We start from the raw sequence: 21,796 nt of genomic DNA, 5'->3' as shown, positions 1-21,796 counted from the left end.
TATTCACTATTGGAATGCTGATTTTATTATCTAGATTCCCTACATATGAGTCAGTTCAAGATTATTTCTCGCCCCCTGGGTACTGTCCAGTGTTATGTATTGCAGCGCGATGACGGTGCAGAATTCGAAATCCTTAGCGGCTACGGTGGAGGCCTTAACGCCTGGCGCGTACCCGTAAACGAAAAACACGGCGAACTGCTTGATCTATTGTTCGGTTACCGCGACGGTTCCACCATCCACCAGGTGGGCCCTGATACCAACGCCGGCTGCCGACTGACCCCCTTCCCGGGAAGAACCGGTTTTGCCAAATTCAACTGGAACGGCAACGAATACCAGCTGGAAAACAACGTCAGCTGGGCTCCCCACGCCCTTCATGGTTTCTTGCAGAACAGGGAATGGACTTTCCAGAGTTTTGAAAGCGATAACGACTGCTGCACAGCAGTATTCACTTGCGACTGGTCTGGCGCCTACGCCGGCTTCCCCTTCCCCTTCCGCGCCACCAACACCATCATCTACACAGGTGAAAAGGTGACCATCTACTCCAAGGTCGAAAACCTGGGCCAGAAGGACATGCCCTATTCCGAAGGTTGGCACCCCTACTTCAGCCTGGGCGAAAAGATTGACGAACTAACCCTCTCCATGCCTGTGACAAATCTTGCCGTGCTGGATTCCGCAGACCTCCCCACCGGCAACTTCAAGGAAGACACCCGTTTCGTCCCGTCTCGCAAGATTTCCGATGAATTCATCAATGACTGTTTCTGCCTGGGCAAGGAATTCGCCCAGACTCCCGCCGATGCAGATTTCATCAACAACGCACACGTTTTGCTGGAAAGCGAGAAGTACCTGCTGGACATCTGGCAGCGCGCCGGTATCGAACAGTATAACGCCATCCAGATGTACACTCCCCCCGACCGCATGAGCATCGCCATCGAGCCCATGACCACGGAACCGGATGCCCTGAACCATCACCGCGGTCTCATCGTGATTCCTCCGGGCGAATCCCGCACTTTTGAGTTCGGCTTCAACTTTATTGAGAAATAGCTTTTCTATTTCGCAACACACTTAAAGAAAATGGCTTTTTTCGAAAGAAAACGCCATTTTTTTCATTAAAAAGTTTGTTGTGTTCCATTCAACGTTATTACAACATAGAACATCAAAAAAAGAATTCTCTCCTCTCAGGAATATAATTTTAGTCAAGTAAATCTTTTTGTATGGAGTGTTTATGAATATCAAGAAATCCCTCTTGGCATTTGGCTTGGCTGCAACTGCAGCTATTCTGACAACAGCATGCTCAGACGATTCTAGCAGCGGTCCTGAAGAACAGACTACCGTTGTGGGAGATGATCCCGCCGCCACACCTAGCGACAGCACCGGCACACCTTCTGGCACTCCTACCGACACATCTAACACGACCATCGATACCACTGCAGTATCTGACAACGGAAACGAAGGAAACAACACTCCGATTACCAACGTGCCCGGAACCTTCAGCTACGCTCCGGTTACAGAAGGAGCTACTGCTAGCGCCCAGAAGCTTTACAACTTCCTCGCCACCAACTTCGGTTCTCGTACAGTTTCCGGTGTTCAGACCGGTGACGTCAACACAGCCACCGTCAAGGAAATGATCGACGTCAAGGCCGTATACGAAGCCGCAGGCAAATATCCCGCGCTGGTGGGTTTTGACTTCCTGTTCGCAAACGGTGTCAATGCCGGAGATGCATGGTACAAGAGTTATACAAAGATGGCTGTGGAAGCAGCAGCGGACCTTTGGAAGCAGGGCGGTATTCCGGCCTTCTCCTGGCACTGGAAGGACCCCAGCCACGCTATCGACGCCTTCTACACCAAGAAGGGTAACGCCAGCGAATTTACCACTTTTGACTACGCTGCAGGTTTTAAGGCAGGAACCACCGAATGGGATGAAACATCCGAAGCCTACCAGCAGATTGTCGCCGACATTGATGAAATTTCTGAATACTTCCTCCAGCTTCAGGAACAGGGTGTAGCTGCAATCTTCCGTCCCCTTCATGAATCCGGTGGAGCCTGGTTCTGGTGGAGCGCCACCGACAAGATGCACCAGGGCGCAGAATACGCAGCCCTTTACCGCCTTGTATATGACCGCATGGTCAAGGTCAACGGTGTAAAGAACCTGGTATGGGTGTGGAATGCCGAAAAGACAATCTTCAGCGATGCAACGTGGGATCCGGGTAGTGCCTATTACGACGTGTTCTCCGTAGACATCTACAACAAGTCCTATGACTATCAGAGCAACGCAGCTGTATTCAACAACATGAAGACTATTCATGGCGACAAGGTCTTGGCCCTTTCCGAAAACGGTCCCATTCCTGACGCCTCCCTGATGCACGCCGACAACGCCGTCTGGAGCTGGAACATGCCTTGGTATGAAAGCTGGGACGGCAAGTACGTCAGCAAGACCAAGAACACCGTCTGGGCAGCTAATTTGGCAGACCCCTGCGTATTCGCCCTCGAAGACATGCCCGGTTGGGACAACTACGTCATCAGCAACGCTCCTGCAGCAGCATGCGTCGTCGGATACGCCCTTGCAGACCTGGATACCGCCGTTGAAAAGGCACCCCTCGTGCTTCCTGAAGACATCGCCACCAATGGATACTTGCAGGTTGTCATGACAGCAAGTTCTCCAGAAGACACCGTTCGCGGCAACGTAGTCCTCCACGGAGGTTCCGTCGTCGACCTGTCCAAGGCAACCAAGCTCACATTCAATGTTGACAATTCCAATAACGGAGACGGTCTGTGGTTCACCATCGCCTTCATGGACTCCAAGTGGAAATGGGCTCAGCCCGACGGCTGCTGGATTAACGGCGGCGCCAAGGAAGCCTGTGAAATTGATCTTGCAACAACAGCCGCAAACCAGACCGTTCTTGAAGGTGAAGAACTGACAGCCTATCTCGCAGACGTTTCCACAATCCTCCTGGAAATTTCCACCCCGGGTGTAAACGGAACGATTTTCTACGACGATGTTGTCGCAGACGACGGAACAGCTTTGAGCGATTTCAACAAACCCGCCACAGTTGAAGTCCAGGAAGGACAGTTCATGGACGCAACCATTATCGGTGGCGCACAGTAATCCCTTTTTCTACAAAGGTAAAAGTTTATGCTTCGGGATAAAATTCCGAAGCATTTTTTTTTTTGATAAAAAAAAAAAAAGAACACTTTGATTTAAACTACCAAAATAAATTATATTAACTCTGTTGTTTGGTATTTTTGCGTCTCTGAAGACGCTTGTTTGGAGTATACTTATGAACAAAATTTTAAAAAAAGCTTTAGCGCTTTCCCTGGTGGGCGGCGCCTTTTTCGCAACTTCAGCCATGGCCGCAAACGGCGATGGTTATAAAATGAGCATTTGCGCAAACGACAAGAGCAAGCTCTGCTACAACGGCAATGAAGTATTTCTCAACGGTATGAATATCGCCTGGTGGAATTTCAGCCAGGACGTTGGTAAGGACGCCAACGGCAAGCTGATGACCATCGACGAAAATGCAGTCCGTAAGGATTTGAAGGATCTTCGCGCTGCAGGCGGTAACTCCATTCGTTGGTGGCTTTTCACCAACAACACCATGGACCCAAGCTTTGATCCCACCACCCATTACGCCACAGGCATCGAAGAACAGACCATCAAGAACGTCGGTATGGTTCTGGATATCGCCGAAGAATACGGCATCGTGGTAGACCTCTGCCTTCTTTCCTTCGACATGATGAAGAAGGATTATGAAAGCACCAAGGAATGGGGCGGTCGTTTTGACTTTACCGCCAACGAATTGATTCTTAAGGAAGAAGCCGCCACACAGGCATTTATCGACAAGGCAGTTCTCCCGCTGGTAAAGGCTTACAAGAATCACCCGGCACTCCTTGCCTGGGAAGTGTTTAACGAACCGGAAGGTATGACTAGTACCGAAAACTTCGGTAACGGCTGGGGCACCGAACTGGTGGACATCAAGTACATCCAGCGCGTCATCAACATGACTGCAGACGCCATCCACAAGGAAGCACCCGACAACCTAGTTTCCAATGGCAGCGCCCGCTTTACCATGACCAGCGACAAGTGCGGCAAGAACTACTATGCAGACGCCATGCTCCTGGCCGCCGGCGAAAACAAGTACCCCAAGGGAACCCTGGACTTCTACCAGGTCCATTACTATCCCGAATGGAATCCCAACAGCGCAAGCCCCTTCCACAACCCATACAGCTACTACATGCTGGACAAGCCCATGGTGGTTGGTGAACTTCCGGGTGCCGACTGGGTTAAGGTGAACACCAATGGCGGAAACCTCAGCAGCGATCCTGCCGGATCTCGCCAGATGACCATTGCCGATGCCTATAAGTACGCCTTTGAAAACGGCTACTCCGGCGCAATGGGCTGGACCCTCCACGAAGAAGCGGGCAACAGTTTCTACCTGAACGCCATCTGGAGCCTCGCCAATTCCGCAGAAGCTCTTACAACCATCTACAAACTGGATTCCACCAAGGTGAAACTTTCTGACTTTGCAGCATCCGCCGGTGGACAGAACGGCTGGATGAAGGTGACCTACGCTGGCGTCGACGCTTCTGAAGGAGCAAACCTGACATACAATTTCACAACCAACCTGGGAACAGCAAAGGCTATTACCTTTACCGTAAAGAACAACTCCACCAGCGATCTTCAGTACACCATGGCCATGAAGACCAACGCCAGCGATACTCACATCAAATGGGGCTGGTACAATGCCAATAGCTACTGCGACGTTGCTGCAGGAGAAACTGCAACTTGCACCTTCCCCATTGCAGACTTTGCTTACTGGGAAGACGACTTCCCCATCACCAGCAATCTAGGCAACCTCAGCCAAGTCATTATCAAGATGACTACGGATGCCTTCAGCGGCGAAGTTATGATTGACAATGTGGTCGTTGATGGTGGAGCAATCGTCATCAACAACTTCGATACAGAATTCGACACCTTCTCCCCGGAACAGGCTACCATTACCAAGGTGGAAACTTACTTTGACGGAACTCCGGCAACGACAGCAATCAAGGCTACCGCAGCAGCACCTGCTACAAAGATGTCTGTAAACGGAAACAGCATCATGTTCACTGCCGCTTCCGCGGGCCTGGTTAACGTAGATGTGTTCGGTATGAACGGCAAGCGCGTCGCCACCCTCTATCGCGGAACCCTGTCTGCAGGCACCCACGCATTCGATATGACCGACATGTCCAAGGGTCAGTACATCGTACGCGTCAAGGGCGCAGGCATCACCGCAACCCAGCCGATCATCATCAAGTAATTCATCAAGTTTGATGTGTGGGAAAACGTCGCGGGACACCGCGGCGTTTTTTCTAAAAGTATATGTATACATGGAGTTTTGGAATGAACATGTTTAAACAAGCCCCGTTTTTTGGATTGGCCGCCCTGGTTTCGGCCAACGCCGCAGCAATTCGCCTAGAAGCCGAAGACGCCGTTCTCGCCGACGACCATAAAGTTGAAGTTGTTTCCAAGGCAGGCGTTTCTGGAGGCTCTTATGTGGCTATGAAAGAGGGCAATTTGGAATTCAAGGTGAACGTTCCTGAAACAGGTTATTACACCCTGTGGGCCAATTACATGCTCCCTACCGACGGGACTGACAAAATTCAGAACTTGACTATCAACGGAATCTCCGCAGGTCAAATTTCCTTCGGCATGAACGACGAGTTTTCCACCATCAAGGGTGCAGGAAAAATCAAGCTGAACAAGGGCGACAACACCATCGGTATTGTACATTCCTGGGGCTGGGTGAATCTGGACTACATCGAGCTTACCGAATACGAAGCTGCCCCATTCAGTCTGAGCGCAAGTCCCGTGACACCGGAACCTACCGAAAGCGCACAGAAGCTCTATAACTTCCTGCTGACAAATTTTGGAAAGCGAGTCATTAGCGGCGTCATGACGGAACGTCCCTTCGAAAATGACGGTAAGTACACGCCTCAGACTTACGAAACTCAGACTGAATTGAAGTACATCGCAGATGCCTCCGGCAAGAACGTGGTGCTGGTAGGTTTTGACTTCTTGCACGCCAGCGGCAGCGGCTCCGACGGCATGTGGCATCAGGGCTACACCCACGCCACCCTGGAAATGGCAAAGTACGTCTGGAAGCAGGGAGGCATCCCTCAATTTAACTGGCACTGGAAAGACCCCATGTGGGATGTGGAAGCCTTCTACACCGAGTCCAGCGGAAACGATCCATTCACCACATTCAGCGTCACCAAGGCTTACGACCTGACTACCAAAAAGTGGAAAACAGAATCCGACGAATACAAGGCCATTGTCCGCGATCTGGAAATGATTGCCGACAGCCTTCACACTTTACAGGAAGCCGGTGTTGCCGTATTGTGGCGTCCCCTTCACGAAGCCGCCGGTAAGTGGTTCTGGTGGGGTACCGATGGTGCCGAAGCCTGCGTCGCCCTTTATCGTTTGATGTTCGATATTTTCGTCAACAAAAAAGACCTGCATAATCTCATTTGGGTCTGGACCACCGACGAAGCCAAGGACGCCATCGATTGGTACCCTGGCGACGAATACGTAGACGTTGTGGGCCGCGATTACTATTACTATCCTCGCGAAGCAAACCACTCCAGCCTGGTGGGCAGTTTTGAAACCGTGAAGGATATTTACGGCGGCAAGAAGATTATCGCCTTAAGTGAAAATGGTTCTGTTCCCTTCCCCGACGAAATGAAGGCCGATGGAGCCAACTGGAGCTGGTTCATGCCCTGGTACGGTGACTACGCCATGGAAGGCTGGGCCAACGACAATACGGCTGAAACCTGGAAGACCGTCATGAACAACGACTTCGTAATCACCCTGGAAGATATGCCGGGTTGGGACAAGTACGAATTGGCAGACGTGTCTGAAATTGCAAGCCTTAAGGGTAAGCAAGAGACCAAAACGAACTTTAAATCTGCAGGAACAAGACTCATAATCAAGGGAAATAAAGTTCAGGTCCACAAGGTCGATCAAAACAAGGATCAACCCAAAATTTTTGACCTTACAGGAAAGAAATTTCCCAATAACTAATTCCTTGTAAAATTAGACGATCGAAGGCCGCGAAAAACGCGGCCTTTTCTGCAATCTTTATTAAAAAAAAGCATCAATTGATGCGAACTTTTCAACGATTTAAGCTTTTCGAGGCGATCTTCCATTTAAAAATTCGGTTTTCAAATATAGATTTAAGGCGGTTTAATTAAGGAGTGTTTATGGGATTACATTTTAACAGCGCCATCAAGAGCGCATTCTCTTTCGTTGCCTTCATGGGGCTCGCCACAGCAAGCTTTGCAGCAACCACAGCCACCAAGTATGAAGCCGAAGATCAGCCCGGCGTAACAGCCGCCGACATCAAGGAAGACGCCAGTTTTTCTGGTGGCAAGTATGTGGTTCCCGGTTCTGACGGAATGACGTTCTCCATCAAGGTTGACGAAACTGCCATCTATAAGGTGACCACCCAGGTTCTGATTAAACAGTACGACTGGACCACCTCCAAAATCATGGTCAATGGGGAGCAGGCTGGTTCTGAATTGACCACACCCCGCAACTGCGATTCCGCCTACGTCGTATCCGCCACTTCTAAGATGAAGGCTGGCGAGAATACGGTTACCGTCGGCAATGCCTCCATCGGCGTAGACTACATTATCGTGGAACGGGTTCCTGATCCGGAATTCAAGATTAGTGCATTGCCCGTAACTCCCGGCGCCACCGAAAGCGCCATGAAGGTCAAGACCTTCCTCCGCGACAACTTCATGAAGAAGACTATCAGCGGCATGATGATCAGCGACCAGAATTTCAACTACGATTACGGCAACATGAAGTTGCTTTCCGCCGCAGAATGCACTCCTGCAGACTCCTGCAAGTTCTTGAATGGTGAAGATACCTGGAAAGGCCAGACCGACATCGACGAATTTTACAAGCGTTCCGGCCACTATCCTGCTATCGGTGGTTTTGACATGCTCTTCGCTGCAGGCGGGCATCACGAAGAAGGATGGTTCCGGGGCTATACAGAAAACAATCTGGTCATGACCGAAGACCTGTGGAGCATGGGCGGCATCCCCACATACACCTGGCATTGGAAGGTGGGCGAAGACACCGTTTTCTACACCCAGATGCAGGGTTTCAAGAATGCAGGCTGTACCGAAGACGTTGCTGGAACCGCAGAAAACAACACCTGTTTCAACTACACCAAGGCATTCAAGACGGATTCCGTATGTACGGATATGGACTCCGCCAAAAACGAATGCAAAGCAACCAAGACAGTATGCCTTGACGCCGACCCCACTTCCGAGGTATACAAGGACATCGTCGCTGACGTAGATATTGTTTCCGGTTACTTCAAGCAGCTTGAAGAAAAGGGAATTGCCGTTCTTTGGCGTCCTCTCCACGAAGCAAGTGGCGGCTGGTTCTGGTGGGGCGTCGGTTCTCCGGAATGTTATGTTCAGCTGTGGCATCTTGTATTCAACCGCATGGTTAACGTAAACAAGAACAGGAACCTGATCTGGGTCTGGAACATCAATACCGATCCTAAGTTTGGTTACGACTATTCTGCCCTCAATGGAGAATGGTATCCGGGAGACGAATACGTGGATATCGTTGCCGTCGACATTTACGACCCGCTGAACAACCATTATTCTGCAGCCGATTACTGGAACAAGATTATCGATGAAGTGGGCACCAATAAGATGATCGCCCTCAGCGAAAACGGCGCCATTCCCGACATCGACAGCATCGCCGAAGACAAGTCCTATTGGAGCTATTGGATGACCTGGAGTCAGACATGGAGCGGAAACTTCCTGGAAAAGACTCCCGCCGATATGTGGAAGCGCAACCTGGATGACGAACGAGTAATCGCCTTGGACAATATGCCGGGCTGGGACAATGTGGTTGCAGACACCAATAGCGCAGGCGCCATCGTCGCCCCCAGTTCCATTCGCAACACCGTACCTTTCGCAAACAACATAACGGCATCCGTTCAAGAAAAAACTTTGTCTTTGTACATTCCCCAGGCAGGCCGAGGAACGGTGGCGCTGTTCGACATGATGGGCCATCGCATTGCAACTCTTGCCCAAGGCAATCTCGTTGCCGGAAGCCATCGTTTTGACCTGAGTGCACTGACCCATGGAAGCTATGTACTCCGCGCATCTGCCGGAAAATACAGTGTTTCCAGAGTCATCAAGCTGAAATAAAAACAATTAGCGATTCCTTTTAAGCGAACCCCAAATCAACGCAGCCTAACCGCTGCGTTTTTTCGTATCTGAAAGCCCCTACAACACGCCCACGCAGCCACGCTGCATATGGCAAATTTCTATCTTTCGCCAAAACGTTTTTGGTGTGTAATTATGTCTGAAAAACATCCTCTGTATTTTACAATCCACGGCCACTTTTATCAGCCGCCCCGTGAAAACCCCTGGACCGGAGTCATCGAAAACCAGCCCAGCGCCCGTCCGTTCCACGACTGGAATGACCGCATTGCAAGTCAGTGCTATAGCCCCAACTCCGCAAGCCGTATTCTTTCCCCCAACGGCCGCATCGTAGATATCGTCAACAACTACGATTTCATGAGCTTCAACATGGGTCCCACCCTGATGGGCTGGATCCGCACCAACACTCCCGATACCTACAAGCGCATTCAGGAAGCTGACAAGAGAAGCATTGAACGTTTGGGCCACGGTAACGCCATCGCCCAGGTGTACAACCACATCATCATGCCTCTTGCTTCCGAACAAGACAAGAAGACCCAGATTGAATGGGGTATCGAAGACTTTAAGTTCCATTTCGGACGTATGCCCGAAGCCATGTGGCTGGCAGAAACAGCCATCAACTTCGAAACGGTTGTGGCCCTCATCAAGGCCGGCATCAAGTTCACCATTCTCTCCCCCACCCAGGCAGATAGCTTCCGCAAGTTGGGCAGCAAAGAATGGCAAGGTTGCTCCAACACCGATATCGACACCACCCGCCCCTACCGCATCTACCCCCGCGACAAGGAAGGCAACCTGGTGTGCGACGGCTACCTGGATGTATTTTTCTACAACCCCTGGCTTTCTTCTGCAGTGGGTTTCGAACACCTGCTCCGTGACGCAGGCACCTTCGGCAACAAGATCAAGAGCGCCTGGGATGAAAATCGCGAAGACGCACAGTTGGTAAGCATCGGCACCGATGGCGAATCCTACGGACACCACGAACCGTTCGGCGACATGTGCGCTGCCTGGCTCTATAACCACTTTGCACCCGAGAACAACATGGTTCCCGTGAACTACGGTTGGTTCCTGGAAAAGTTCCCACCCCAGCACGAAGTCCTTCTGAAGAATTTCCATAGCGAAGGTTGCGCCTGGAGTTGCGCCCACGGCGTTGGCCGCTGGTACCGCGATTGCGGTTGCTGCACTGGCGGTGGCCCCGATTGGAACCAGAAGTGGCGCGGTCCTCTCCGCGACGCCTTCAACCACCTGAAGAAACTGGCAGACGACGTTTTTGTCCGCGAATTCGAAAAGATTTCCGACGTAAACCCCTGGGACGCACGTAACAACTACGTACAGACCTTGGTCGCTCCCGAAGACAAATCCCGCGTGGAAGCCTTCCTGAAAGCTACAGTAAAGAACCCCTCCAACGAAGCACAGTGCGCCCGCGCCATCCGCCTTCTCGAAATCCAGAAGTTCTGCCTGTTCAGCTTCACCAGCTGCGGTTGGTTCTTCAACGATATCGAAGGTCTGGAACCGGTGCAGAACATGCGTTACGCCCTCCGCGCCATGGAACTGCTGGAACCGTTCCTGCCCTACGGCCACCATATCCGTAACGAGTTCATTAGCATCCTCGCCCGCGCCACCAGTAACGAACACAAGTGGAACGGTGCCGAAGTCTTTACCCGCTATGCCGAAGAACAGGTTCCCGTGGTTGTCAAGGAAATGGCAGAACGTGCCGCCATCTTCCACCTGGACCTGGAAGACGGTTACGACAACAAGGATGCCCGCATCACTGCGACAAAGATTGCTTCCCGCCGTCGTCAGACTCTGGTCCGTGCAGAATTCAACGACAAGTTCGTCGGCGAATCCCGAGTATCCTCCGTTCTTGCCATTACCGACCAGTTGGGCCGAATCAACCTGGTGGTTGCCGATGGCGAAAACGAACAGAACGGTCTTAAGTTCGTAGAAGATCCCAATATGGGAACCGAACAGCTCCAGGAAATGTATCCCACCGCCTATGTGGTCCGCATGCGCAACCTCATGAGCGACTCCCTGAAGCGTATCAACCAGATTTCTACCCGCAAGTACCTTTCCGGTCTTACGGAATCCTTCAGCAGTTTCGCCTTGTCCCATGGTCTTTCCATCGACAGCATGGCCGACCCCGACCATACCCTGCCCGACACCATGCGCAAGATCCTGTCTCTGGAAATCAACTCCAAGATCCACCACCTCGCCCTTTCCTATATGGAAACCGACGACAAGAAGGTCTTTGACGAAATCCACGACCTGGTTGAAGAAGCTACTGCATTGAACACCCACTTCTCCTTCGGCGGTACCGGACGTATGTTCCACGCCAAGTTGGTGGAACTGATTGATGCAGTCTCCGTCAAACTGGATAAGAAGTCCGTCAGCCACATCACCGGCCTCATTACCGTGGCCGACTGGCTCCGTCTGGGCATCGACAAGACAAGCCTCGAGAACAAGGTATTCCCCTTCTTCCAGGAATACAACAAGAATCCCGAAGGCAAGCTTGCCGCCCTGAAGCCCATGTTCAGCTGGCTGAACTTTGAGGTGTAAATGTACAAGATGTCCGCAAAGCCCATGATTTCTGCACAGCAGCTCCAGACCCGCGTCAAGGAGCTGGCTACAGAAATCGGCGGATCCTTTGAATTCGACATTGTCCTTTCGGCTCTCACCGGAGCGTTCATGTTCACCACGGACCTGGTTCGCGCCATGGCCAACCCCAAGCATCAGATTAAGTTCATCAAGGCTTCTAGCTATGGTTCCGGAATGGAATCCAGCGGCAAGCTGAAGGTGAGTGGTCTGGACTTGCAGGAACTAAAGGGCAAGCGAGTACTAGTTGTGGACGACATCCTGGATACTGGCAACACCATGTTCACCTTGGTAGGCATGTTAAAGGAAGCAGGAATTACAGAGTTACGTACTTGCGTTCTTATGAATAAGGAAGAACGTCGAACTGTTGATTTCCACGCCGATTATGTCGGATTCGAGATAGCCAACGAATTCGTCGTGGGATACGGACTAGACTTTAACGAAGACTACAGAACATTGCCCGAGGTCTGGACACTGATAGAAGTTTAGTTTTGGATTAGGTGAAGAGAGAGTAATATGGCAAAAAACAAAGATTTAGATGACGTCAAGTTACACGCCACCCAAGCCTTTGAGGCGGTAGGCAGAAGCTACAACAACATTAGCCGCGGCAAGAAGTTCCTGTTGCTCCTAGTAGGATGCTTCCTGGTATTTGTCGCTGGATTCATCACTAGCAGCATTATGCACAACGTTCCTGCCAAGGGAACAATCGAAAGAGTTGCAGCCCAACCTGATCTGCCAAACAAGTGCAAGTACCGTTACGACCGCGCCATGGAATACGCCATCATGCACGAATGCGTGTTCGCCCAGGGCGCTCCCCGTAACGACAACATCCTAATCCAGCGCATAAATTACTGTACCTGCGCCCTGCAGAGCGTGCAGAAGAAGAAGCCTTACCAGAAAATGTTCGAAAACAATCTGGTTGACTTTACCTTTAAAATCCGCGAAGAAAACCTTTGCCAGGAAAACAAGGTTATTCCCACCCTCGACGACGACGAGCCCTCTAAGGATAAAAAATGAATATTGCAGACATAGAAAAATCAATTCGTGACGAAGCCGAAATTCTGGTACAGAAGGAGCCCCTCTCTGTATTGATGCTGAACGAACAAATTCTATGTCGTAACAGTTTCTGCGAAATGTTGGGTGTCACCCTTTCCTGTCAGCTGGCAGGCGAAGTCATCGACAGAGTTGAACTGGAAAAGATGTTCAGCGGGCTTTACAGCAAGTACCCCGAACTTCTGATGAGCGCCGCCAAGGACTTGCACGCCACCGTGCTCCGTGACCCCGCCTGCACCAGCTATCTGGAGCCGTTGCTGTTCTTCAAGGGTTTCCAAGGATTACAGGCATTCCGTGCTGCCCACATTTTGTGGAGCGAAGGACGCACCTTCCCCGCAAAAATGTTGCAGAGCATCATCAGCCGCAAGTTCGGCATGGACATTCATCCTGCAGCAAACATTGGATACGGAATTCTTGTTGACCACGCTACAAACATTGTCATTGGCGAAACCGCTGTCGTCGGCAACAACGTTTCCTTCCTTCATGGAGTCACCTTAGGCGGTACTGGTAACGAAATCGGCGACCGTCATCCGAAGGTTGGTAACGGTGTCATGTTGGGCGCCCATGCACAGCTTCTGGGAAACATCCATATTGGCGACGGTGCCAAGATTGGTGCGGGTGCCGTTGTGGTCAGCGACGTTCCTGCACACACAACGTACGCTGGAGTGCCTGCCGTTCAAGTTGGTCGTCCCCACGATGAAATGCCCAGCTTCAACATGGAGCAGGACTTCACCCGCGACGCATGACCAAAAAAGATCGCATCACATTCATCAACCAGAAGTTGGACGAGTTGTTTCCAAACCCGCCGATTCCCTTAAACTACCGCGATCCTTTCACCTTGTTAATCGCGGTAGTCTTGAGTGCCCAATGTACCGACGCCCGAGTAAACCTGGTGACCGCAGAGCTCTTCAAAGTTGCCGACACTCCCGCAAAAATGGTAGCCCTCGGCGTGGATAAAATTGCGGAATACATCAAACCCTGCGGACTCTACCAGAATAAAAGCAGGAACATTTTCAAGCTGTCCCAGATTCTCGTTGAAAAATACAACGGCAAAGTCCCGCAGACCTTTGAAGAACTAGAAGCCCTCCCTGGCGTCGGCCACAAGACCGCCAGCGTCATGATGATTCACGCCTTCAAGATACCGGCCTTTCCTGTAGACACCCACATCCATCGACTGGCCGCCCGCTGGGGCTTAAGCGACGGAAGTTCCGTAGAACGTACTGAAGCAGACTTAAAGAAAATCTTTCCTCCCGAATCCTGGGAACGAAAGCATCTGCAAATAATTCTCTTCGGACGAACCTACTGCAAGGCCATGGGACACAAAGTGGATCAATGTCCCATTTGCAGCACCATCGGTTGCAAAACAAAATAAGCGAGCGTTTCCGCTCGCCTTTAAAAGTTTGCTTTATTCTTTCAGCAGTTCATCAAAATAGACGATAGTCTTTTCAAGCCCCTGACGCAAGGGAATCGTCGGTTCCCAACCCAGGGCACTCTTGGCCAGGTCAATGTTAGGTCTGCGCATCTTGGGATCGTCACCCGGCAGCGGCTGGAAGACAATCTTGCTCTTGGAACCGGTCAAGTCCAGAACTTCCCTTGCAAGTTCCAGCATGGTAAATTCACCGGGATTGCCGATATTTACCGGTCCGATAATCTTGTCCTGGCTCATCATGCGGACAAAGCCTTCAATAAGGTCGTCTACATAGCAGAAGCTACGGGTCTGGGACCCATCACCATAAATGGTAATATCATCGCCCTTCAAGGCCTGCACAATAAAGTTGCTAACGACGCGACCATCATTAGGAAGCATGCGAGGGCCGTAAGTATTGAAAATTCGAACGATGCGGATATCCACATTGTTCTGACGGTGATAATCCATAAAGAGAGTTTCGGCAACACGCTTGCCTTCGTCGTAACAGCTACGGATACCGATGGGGTTCACGTTTCCCCAATAGTCTTCTGTTTGCGGATGCACAGCAGGATCGCCATAAACTTCGCTGGTGCTGGCCTGAAGAATGCGGGCTTTCACACGCTTGGCAAGTCCCAGCATATTGATCGCACCCATGACGCTGGTCTTGATGGTCTTTACCGGATTATACTGGTAATGCACAGGGCTGGCAGGGCATGCCAAGTTAAAAATACGATCCACTTCAAGAAGAATTGGTTCCGTTACATCGTGACGGATCAGCTCGAAGCACCTGTTGTCGCGGAGGTGGGCCACATTAGCCATTCGGCCAGTGAAATAATTATCAAGACAAATAACCTCGTGACCATCATTCAGAAGACGTTCACAGAGATGGCTACCCAAAAATCCAGCACCACCGGTAACTAAACAACGCATACACGCTCCAATATTTAATCACCGATAATATAACTTTTTTTGAAGTTTTCAAAACTTACGAGTAGAACACTTCTAACTCACAATCTGGTTTTTGCCGTGTTTCTTTCCCCAGTAGAGTTTTTCGTCTGCCTGGCGGATGTAATTCTCATATTCCGAAATACTGTCACCGGTACACACGCCGATTGTCGCAGAAATCCTGATTTCCTGATTCCGGTAAATAACGGAACATTCGCGAAGTCTCGTAATGAAATTTTCCAGGACTCCACGGGCACTGTCCACACTCATCATGGGCAGGTAAAGCACGAATTCCTCGCCACCCCAACGGACGGCAATGGCATTCTTGGGAAGCACATCGGCCAGCAGGTGGCTCACCCGTTCCAGAACCTTGTCGCCGGCCTCGTGACCGTAAGTATCGTTAATATGCTTAAAGTCGTCCACATCCACCATGGCCACAGAAAAGGCATTCTCGTTTTCTTCCTTGCTGCGTTTCATGATGCCTTCAAAAAAGCGGCGGTTATAAAGACCGGTCAGCACGTCATGATTACTTGAATAATCCAGTTTGGCCCTGGCCTCGTTCAGCTCTACCAAATAAAGGTTGGAAACATAGAAAAGGGTAAACAAGGTAATGATAAGATTCAGACAGGAAATGAATACTTTATGTTCAAGAACAATAGGTAAGTATTCCGGGAACATGGAATATTCGAACACCGTAATTTGGCTTACACCAATGGCTGACACCGCACCAATGAACTGGTAAATATGTTTCTTCTTGTTCCTAAAGGGCAGCAGAAAGAACACCACAGCCACCATGCCGATAATAAAGTTCACATAGCTAAAGTGACCGCCGGCCACAACTTCACTCAAGAACGAGAATATGATTATTTCGAAATAGGCAAATACAATCTGCAGGTCACTATTCTTCTTGAACAAGGTCAGGAACAAGACATACAGACAAGAACTACCAATATTCAGCACCACCAGCGGAGTTAAGCCAATGGAACAAAAATAGATTGCGTTGAATATATGGACAAACAGACACATGACCAAAAAGATCAACGTTCTGTTCTGCGATAACGTCTTAAGGAATTTTGCCAGCACGATTTTCACCTTCTTAACTTATGTAATAATATAATAAGTTTAATTTGCGATAAGCACATTTCTGCTTTTTTCCCATAAAAAAAAGCCCTATTCCTCAGGATAAGGCTTTCAAAAACAGATGTTCTGGCTATTCTTCTTCGGTATCCCGTTCCACTTCTGCAACGGAATTTCCCTTGACAGCCACCAGACGGATTCCCCGCAAAGTTAGGAAAGGGTCATACTTGTCAATAAGGGTTGTCCGGCGGGCAATGGTCTTGCCCCAACCGCCCGTCGCATAGACAGGCAGGTCTTCGCAGCCCACTTCCTTCTTGATCTTACCGATCAGCACTTCCAGCTGAGCCAGGAAGCCATAAAGAAGACCAGCTCGAATAGCATCATCCGTATTGTCAGCCACCACGTTTTCGGGCCATTCGATAGTTACCGGAAGCAAGCGGGCGGCCTTTTCGGTAAGGGCATCCAGGCTAGCGTTAATACCGGGGATAATCACGCCCCCGACAAAAGCGCCATCCTTCATGACATCAAAGGTGGTTGCAGTTCCCATATCCACCACCACACCGTTTTTCAGGCCTTCTTCACGGAGCGCAATCACATTGCAGAGGCGGTCGGCACCAGCCATGGAAGGATTCTGGTAATCAATTTTCAAACCGAGGCAGTTCTTGGAATTGACAACCTGAACGTGCTTTTTCAGCAGAGAATCCAGAGCCTTGATCCAGGGGCGCTCAAGAGCGGGCACCACCGTCGAAAGACCCACATGGGTAATCTCTTCCGGATTAATCTTAGAAAAGCGGAGAAGACCTCCGATACGGTTCATCACCTCGTCGGAAGTGGTTTCCTTACGGGTTGTCAGACGCCAGTAATCCACCACCTTGGTTCCCTTGAAAATGCCAAGAACCGTGTGGGTGTTTCCTACGTCAACAACTAATGTTACAGAATCTGCCATAGTCTCTTTTATCCGGGTATGAGGAGTGAGGTCACTCACTTCGTTCGTTTTGAGGTATGAGGTACGAAATCAATTCGATACCTCTAAGCAGCTCTGCTGCGACCTCACACCTAAAAGGGCGAAGCCCGACCTCAAAGCTTAAATTCTCATGGAAATGTCGAGAGCCTTCACGCTATGAGTAAGGGCACCCACGGAGATGAAGTCCAGGCCGAGGGTAGCGATTTCCTTGGCGCGTTCCAGGGTCATGTTGCCGGAACCTTCCACCAGGCACTTGTCGCCGCTTTCCTTGATGATCTTCAAGGCTTCAGCCATGGTTTCGTTGCTCATGTTGTCCAGCATAATCACGTCAACACCCTTATTGAGCAAGGCGCGCAGCTGGTCGAAATTTTCCACTTCCATTTCCACCATAAGGTTCTGGGTGTTATTCTTCTTGACAACTGCCAGAGCTTCCAACACGCCACCGGCGGCAGCAATGTGGTTGTCCTTCACCAGCACCATGTCAAAGAGACCCATACGGTGGTTGGATCCGCCGCCAACGCGAACTGCATACTTCTGCAAGGTACGGAAACCGGGAATAGTCTTACGGGTATCCAGGACCTTGGTCTTACCACCCTTCAATGCTTCCTGGAAAGTGTGAGCCACAGTGGCCACACCGGAAAGCTGCTGGATGAAGTTCAGCAAGGTACGTTCACCGGTCAAAAGTTCGTGAGTGGTACCATCCAGTTCGGCAATCAGATCGCCCTTCTTTACCACGTCACCATCCTTCTTGTGGAGGGTCACGGTAGCATTAGCCTTCATTTCCTGGAACACCAGTTCGATAATGGGAAGACCAGCCACAACGCCATCTTCCTTAGCGATCAAACGAGCATGCTGCTTCTGGTCGGCAGGAATGGTCCACATGCTGGTCACGTCACCAGTGCGAACGTCTTCAGCCAAAGCCAGACGGATCATAGTCAAAGCATCTTCTGTGGGAAACACCGGAGTAGAATTATCACCGTACATAATCAAGGTCCTTATATAAACGTTTTGGTATGAGGTATGGGGTCGCTCATTTCATTCGCTCTGAGGTATGAGGATACTTACAACCTCTAGGGCGTAGCCCGACCTCACCCCTCAAAGTGAGCGGAGCGAACGCCCTCAAACCTACTGAGCGCCTTTTCCTGTTAAAACAACATAAACAGTACGTACAAGAATCTGGAAATCCAGCAAGAGGCTCATATTCTCGTAGTAATACATATCGTACTGCAATTTAATCTTCACGTCTTCGGTGCTGGTATCGTAATGATGGCAGACCTGAGCCCAACCAGTCAACCCCGGCTTCATCTTCAGACGGCTGATGTAGAAGGGAATCTGTTCACGGAGCTTACCGATAAACACAGCTCGTTCGGGGCGGGGGCCCACCATACTCATATCACCTTTCAGCACGCACAGAATCTGGGGAAGTTCATCGATACGGGTCTTACGCAGGAATCGTCCAATGCGGGTAATTCGCGGATCGTTCTTGGTAGCCCACTGAGCGCCAAACTTTTCGGCATCGGTACGCATGGTACGGAACTTGTACACAAAGAAAGGCTTTCCATACAAACCGATTCGTTCCTGGGAATAGAAAACCGGGCCACGATCGTCCAGCTTGATAGCGATAGCCGCAAGCAGGCAAATGGGCAACGAACAAATTCCAAGGAAGGTACCGAAGCAAATGTCCACCATACGTTTGACGCGGACCTGCCAGGGCGGCATGGTAAAAGGCAGCAGTTCCTGGAGTTCAAAGCCATATACCAGATTTGCCTTGAACTGACCATGAATCACCTGATAAAGTTCCGGAACGAGGTAGATGTGTACAGCGCATTCGCAAACCCACACAAGCACTCGCATAATTTCCTGCGGAGAGGTACTATCATGGGCGATAATGATGCCAGAAACCTTCTTACTCTTAATCAACGCGGGCAAGTCAGAATACTTACCAAGAACGGGGACACCGGCAAATTCCTTGTCCATGACCTGATAACGTTCATCGACAAAACCAATAACACGCTGAGGCGTCTTGGCGAGTTCTTCGGCAATCTTGCGACCAGCCTCGGTTGCACCAAGTACCAGAATGTTATTGGCACCATAACCGAGACGCAACAGACCGCGAAGGCACTGGTAGATGATCATTCTAAAACTGACCACCAGGCAAAGTGCAAAACCACCGTATATAAAAATCCAGGGGAAGCGAGATCCATACAGATAACCGCTGTTCAAGGGTTCGTTAGACATAACCTTGCCCAGGAATTCCGCACCGAACAGGCAAAGAATCACCAGGATAATTCCAAGGACCACCGCACGCAGCACCCGCAAAATCTGATGAGTCCTAGACTGCAGAAGCCAGGAACGATAAAGTCCCGCGCAAACAAACAGAAAGAGCCACCCCACATTAAGCACAATGCCCATGTGGTAGTAATCAGCAAAAGCTCGGCTAGGATCAAACTTGTCAGCAATCCACCCACTGTGGAACTGCACCCAGAAGGCCAAGCCAAAGCAAATGGACAACGCAACAAAGTCCGACAGGACAACAAGCATACGTTCCAATGTGGTCGCTCGAATCATACACAATCCAACGGAAGAAGTAAACAAGAGGAAAGGTTCCCATCAACCCGTGACGGGAACCATCCTAAAGCGTTTAAGCCAAGAAGCGGATAACCTGGCTCTTTTCCACGATTTCAGCGAGAGCGTCGATGGCATCCACTGCCTTCTGGGCCTTGCTGTCCTGGGTGCATTCGGTAATGACAACCACAGAAACCTTACCCGGATCCTTGACGTTCTTCTGGATGATGGTTTCGATGGAAATGTTATTATCGGCCAGGATCTTGGTGATCTTAGCCAGAACGCCGCAAGCATCACGGGAAGTGAAGCGCAGGTAGTAGCGGGCGCTGGTTTCGGAAATGGGAACCAGGGTCGCAGAATTTTCAACGTTGAACCAGCCCATGGGCAGAGCCTTGCGGGAACCGCAGTCGGTGGAGCGGGCCAGGGAAACCAGGTCGGCTACAACGGCGGAGGCAGTAGGCAGGCGGCCAGCACCGGCACCAGTCTGCAAAGTTTCACCCAGATTATCGCACTGCAGGTAGACAGCGTTCAGAACGCGGTTCACACTAGACAGCTGATGTTCCATGGGAACCAGGCACGGATGGACACGGGCGTCCACGCGATCGCCTTCACGGCGGTAGATACCCAGAAGCTTCACGCAGCAGCCAAGTTCCTTGGCGATGGCGATATCCTGGGCGGTAATCTTGGAAATACCGGTCACGTGAATCTTTTCAAAGTCTACGCGGTGGCCGCTGCAGAGAGAAGCCAGGAGAGCAGTCTTGTGAGCGGAGTCGATACCTTCAATATCAAAGGTAGGATCGGCTTCAGCAAAACCGAGACGCTGAGCATCCTTAAGAACCACATCGAAGTCCAGGCCTTCTTCAGCCATACGGGACAGGATATAGTTACAAGTACCGTTAATGATGCAGCTCAGGTTTTCGACGGTAGAGCCCAGCAGGCCTTCCTGGAGGCTACGGATAATAGGAATGCCACCACCGACAGCAGCTTCAAACAGAACATGCAAACCCTTCTTTGCAGCCAGCGGGAAAATTTCGTGACCGTACTTAGCCAGCAAAGCCTTGTTAGCGGTAACCACATGCTTGCCACTTTCCAGGGCAGCCAGGATCCACCTGCGGGGCATATTGTAGCCACCAGCCAGTTCCACCAACACGTCAATGTCGTTGGAAGCGATCATTTCGTCGGCATTGGTAGAGGTCTTGTAGCCCTTAGCCTTGAAGGGAGCCACTTCTTCGTCGGACTTGGCGCAAATGCAAGCCAGTTCCATTTCGACACCGAGCTTTTCCTTGTATTCGGCAATCTTCTGTTCCAAAATCTGAATAACACCGCCACCGACGGTACCTGTACCAATAAGACCAATACGCAACATAGAGCGTCTCCATTTTAAAATTATACAGCCCAAAATTAGAAAAGTTCCGCTTTTCTTCACGAAAGCAGGCCCTTCGAACGTCCTATTTTACCGGTATAACGTCCCTATTCTGCAGCAAACCTTTATGTTCATACAAATTAATAAAATGTTTTTTGGAGTTTTTTCCTTAAAACAGCCAATTATAAACCCTTACCCCTTTTGGCTACACCGAAGTAAATTCTTCTTTTTTTAGGCTCTTCATCAACATGTGTGGGTGGCTTCGCCACCCTTTTTTGTTGACATTCGCCTAAATTAAACAAAAAATGGGCTATTTTCTAAAATTTAATCGCCAAAAAAAACAGAAGAAAAAGCCCATGTCAAAATTATACAAATCCATCTTCAATGTCAACGGCTGTTCAGTCGTCAAGCAGGAACAAACCGATACCACGGTCACCATCACGGTAAGACTCACCAAGGGCAACGCCAGCAGGTGCGGCTGTTGCGGGCGAAAAGGGAAACTCTACGACAACGGCCGGGAACAGAGGGTATGGCGGACGCTCGATCTCGGCACGAAAATGGGCTTCATCAAGATGGACACCTACAGGGTGAAGTGCAGGAAGTG

17 protein-coding genes are annotated in these 21,796 nt (G+C 50.4%); 11 read left to right on the top strand and 6 right to left on the bottom strand.

Annotation, left to right across the window (positions count from 1 at the left end; all coding sequences use genetic code 11):
• Positions 1 to 45: 45 nt before the first annotated feature.
• The 10 genes from MMG03_RS02455 (at position 46) to nth (ending at position 14,242) form a co-directional block, all read left to right on the top strand.
• Positions 46 to 1,041 (top strand): aldose 1-epimerase, encoded by a 996-nt coding sequence (locus tag MMG03_RS02455; RefSeq protein WP_073233686.1) that lies wholly within the window; start codon positions 46 to 48, stop codon positions 1,039 to 1,041.
• A gap of 181 nt (positions 1,042 to 1,222) precedes the next feature.
• The gene (locus MMG03_RS02450) at positions 1,223 to 3,103 is read left to right on the top strand and encodes a glycosyl hydrolase (RefSeq protein ID WP_101478760.1); all 1,881 of its coding nucleotides are present in this window, start codon (positions 1,223 to 1,225) and stop codon (positions 3,101 to 3,103) included.
• A 172-nt stretch (positions 3,104 to 3,275) separates the two neighbouring features.
• A complete protein-coding gene (locus tag MMG03_RS02445; RefSeq protein ID WP_249505561.1) occupies positions 3,276 to 5,294 on the top strand; it encodes a T9SS type A sorting domain-containing protein in 2,019 nt (672 codons plus the stop codon).
• Positions 5,295 to 5,377: 83 nt separating this feature from the next.
• On the top strand, positions 5,378 to 7,057 hold the full coding sequence (locus MMG03_RS02440) for a glycosyl hydrolase (RefSeq protein WP_249505560.1): 1,680 nt from the start codon (positions 5,378 to 5,380) through the stop codon (positions 7,055 to 7,057).
• A gap of 179 nt (positions 7,058 to 7,236) precedes the next feature.
• A complete protein-coding gene (locus MMG03_RS02435; RefSeq protein ID WP_249505559.1) occupies positions 7,237 to 9,213 on the top strand; it encodes a glycosyl hydrolase in 1,977 nt (658 codons plus the stop codon).
• Between the two features lie 153 nt (positions 9,214 to 9,366).
• On the top strand, positions 9,367 to 11,781 hold the full coding sequence (locus tag MMG03_RS02430) for a DUF3536 domain-containing protein (RefSeq protein ID WP_249505558.1): 2,415 nt from the start codon (positions 9,367 to 9,369) through the stop codon (positions 11,779 to 11,781).
• Entirely contained in the window at positions 11,782 to 12,306 is a 525-nt protein-coding gene (gene hpt, locus MMG03_RS02425; protein ID WP_073233676.1) for a hypoxanthine phosphoribosyltransferase, read from the top strand.
• A gap of 27 nt (positions 12,307 to 12,333) precedes the next feature.
• Positions 12,334 to 12,834, top strand: a complete 501-nt coding sequence (locus MMG03_RS02420) for a hypothetical protein (protein ID WP_073155911.1) — start codon at positions 12,334 to 12,336, stop codon at positions 12,832 to 12,834.
• Complete coding sequence (cysE, locus tag MMG03_RS02415) at positions 12,831 to 13,616, top strand: serine O-acetyltransferase (protein ID WP_073155908.1); 786 nt, start codon at positions 12,831 to 12,833, stop codon at positions 13,614 to 13,616. Before MMG03_RS02420 ends, cysE begins: the two co-directional genes overlap by 4 nt.
• On the top strand, positions 13,613 to 14,242 hold the full coding sequence (nth, locus tag MMG03_RS02410; RefSeq protein ID WP_249505557.1) for an endonuclease III: 630 nt from the start codon (positions 13,613 to 13,615) through the stop codon (positions 14,240 to 14,242). The genes cysE and nth overlap by 4 nt, the downstream gene beginning before the upstream one ends.
• A 33-nt stretch (positions 14,243 to 14,275) precedes the next feature.
• On the opposite strand, the gene MMG03_RS02405 is transcribed toward nth, so the two are convergent.
• The 6 genes from MMG03_RS02405 to MMG03_RS02380 all read right to left on the bottom strand — a co-directional run bounded on the left by MMG03_RS02405 (position 14,276) and on the right by MMG03_RS02380 (position 21,195).
• Positions 14,276 to 15,208: a UDP-glucuronic acid decarboxylase family protein gene (locus MMG03_RS02405; RefSeq protein ID WP_073155902.1), complete on the bottom strand. Its 933-nt coding sequence runs from the start codon at positions 15,206 to 15,208 to the stop codon at positions 14,276 to 14,278.
• A gap of 72 nt (positions 15,209 to 15,280) precedes the next feature.
• Entirely contained in the window at positions 15,281 to 16,249 is a 969-nt protein-coding gene (locus MMG03_RS02400) for a GGDEF domain-containing protein (RefSeq protein WP_088666269.1), read from the bottom strand.
• 184 nt (positions 16,250 to 16,433) lie between these two features.
• Positions 16,434 to 17,246 (bottom strand): type III pantothenate kinase, encoded by an 813-nt coding sequence (locus tag MMG03_RS02395; protein ID WP_073233670.1) that lies wholly within the window; start codon positions 17,244 to 17,246, stop codon positions 16,434 to 16,436.
• 138 nt (positions 17,247 to 17,384) lie between these two features.
• Positions 17,385 to 18,248 (bottom strand): carboxylating nicotinate-nucleotide diphosphorylase, encoded by an 864-nt coding sequence (nadC, locus tag MMG03_RS02390; protein WP_073155893.1) that lies wholly within the window; start codon positions 18,246 to 18,248, stop codon positions 17,385 to 17,387.
• A gap of 141 nt (positions 18,249 to 18,389) precedes the next feature.
• Positions 18,390 to 19,832, bottom strand: coding sequence for a sugar transferase (locus MMG03_RS02385; RefSeq protein WP_249505556.1), 1,443 nt, complete (start codon positions 19,830 to 19,832; stop codon positions 18,390 to 18,392).
• A 73-nt stretch (positions 19,833 to 19,905) separates the two neighbouring features.
• The gene (locus MMG03_RS02380) at positions 19,906 to 21,195 is read right to left on the bottom strand and encodes a homoserine dehydrogenase (protein ID WP_073282878.1); all 1,290 of its coding nucleotides are present in this window, start codon (positions 21,193 to 21,195) and stop codon (positions 19,906 to 19,908) included.
• Positions 21,196 to 21,548: 353 nt separating this feature from the next.
• Here MMG03_RS02380 and MMG03_RS02375 point away from each other — a divergent pair.
• Positions 21,549 to 21,796: transposase family protein (locus MMG03_RS02375; protein ID WP_249505554.1), on the top strand; the 248-nt coding region annotated here is incomplete at its 3' end.

The sequence above is a fragment of the Fibrobacter sp. HC4 genome (genome assembly GCF_023373925.1).
Taxonomy (GTDB): domain Bacteria; phylum Fibrobacterota; class Fibrobacteria; order Fibrobacterales; family Fibrobacteraceae; genus Fibrobacter.
The sequence above is the reverse complement of the archived record's forward strand: the minus strand, read 5'-3'. Positions and strand labels throughout refer to the sequence as shown.

Coding starts and splice junctions, on each gene's coding strand:
- cysE (WP_073155908.1), top strand. CDS start 12,831: ATGAATATTGCAGACATAGAAAAATCAATTCGTGACGAAGCCGAAATT.
- MMG03_RS02440 (WP_249505560.1), top strand. CDS start 5,378: ATGAACATGTTTAAACAAGCCCCGTTTTTTGGATTGGCCGCCCTGGTT.
- MMG03_RS02400 (WP_088666269.1), bottom strand. CDS start 16,249: ATGTGTCTGTTTGTCCATATATTCAACGCAATCTATTTTTGTTCCATT.
- nth (WP_249505557.1), top strand. CDS start 13,613: ATGACCAAAAAAGATCGCATCACATTCATCAACCAGAAGTTGGACGAG.
- MMG03_RS02405 (WP_073155902.1), bottom strand. CDS start 15,208: ATGCGTTGTTTAGTTACCGGTGGTGCTGGATTTTTGGGTAGCCATCTC.
- MMG03_RS02450 (WP_101478760.1), top strand. CDS start 1,223: ATGAATATCAAGAAATCCCTCTTGGCATTTGGCTTGGCTGCAACTGCA.
- MMG03_RS02420 (WP_073155911.1), top strand. CDS start 12,334: ATGGCAAAAAACAAAGATTTAGATGACGTCAAGTTACACGCCACCCAA.
- MMG03_RS02445 (WP_249505561.1), top strand. CDS start 3,276: ATGAACAAAATTTTAAAAAAAGCTTTAGCGCTTTCCCTGGTGGGCGGC.
- MMG03_RS02430 (WP_249505558.1), top strand. CDS start 9,367: ATGTCTGAAAAACATCCTCTGTATTTTACAATCCACGGCCACTTTTAT.
- nadC (WP_073155893.1), bottom strand. CDS start 18,248: ATGTACGGTGATAATTCTACTCCGGTGTTTCCCACAGAAGATGCTTTG.
- MMG03_RS02385 (WP_249505556.1), bottom strand. CDS start 19,832: ATGATTCGAGCGACCACATTGGAACGTATGCTTGTTGTCCTGTCGGAC.
- MMG03_RS02395 (WP_073233670.1), bottom strand. CDS start 17,246: ATGGCAGATTCTGTAACATTAGTTGTTGACGTAGGAAACACCCACACG.
- MMG03_RS02380 (WP_073282878.1), bottom strand. CDS start 21,195: ATGTTGCGTATTGGTCTTATTGGTACAGGTACCGTCGGTGGCGGTGTT.
- MMG03_RS02455 (WP_073233686.1), top strand. CDS start 46: ATGAGTCAGTTCAAGATTATTTCTCGCCCCCTGGGTACTGTCCAGTGT.
- MMG03_RS02435 (WP_249505559.1), top strand. CDS start 7,237: ATGGGATTACATTTTAACAGCGCCATCAAGAGCGCATTCTCTTTCGTT.
- hpt (WP_073233676.1), top strand. CDS start 11,782: ATGTACAAGATGTCCGCAAAGCCCATGATTTCTGCACAGCAGCTCCAG.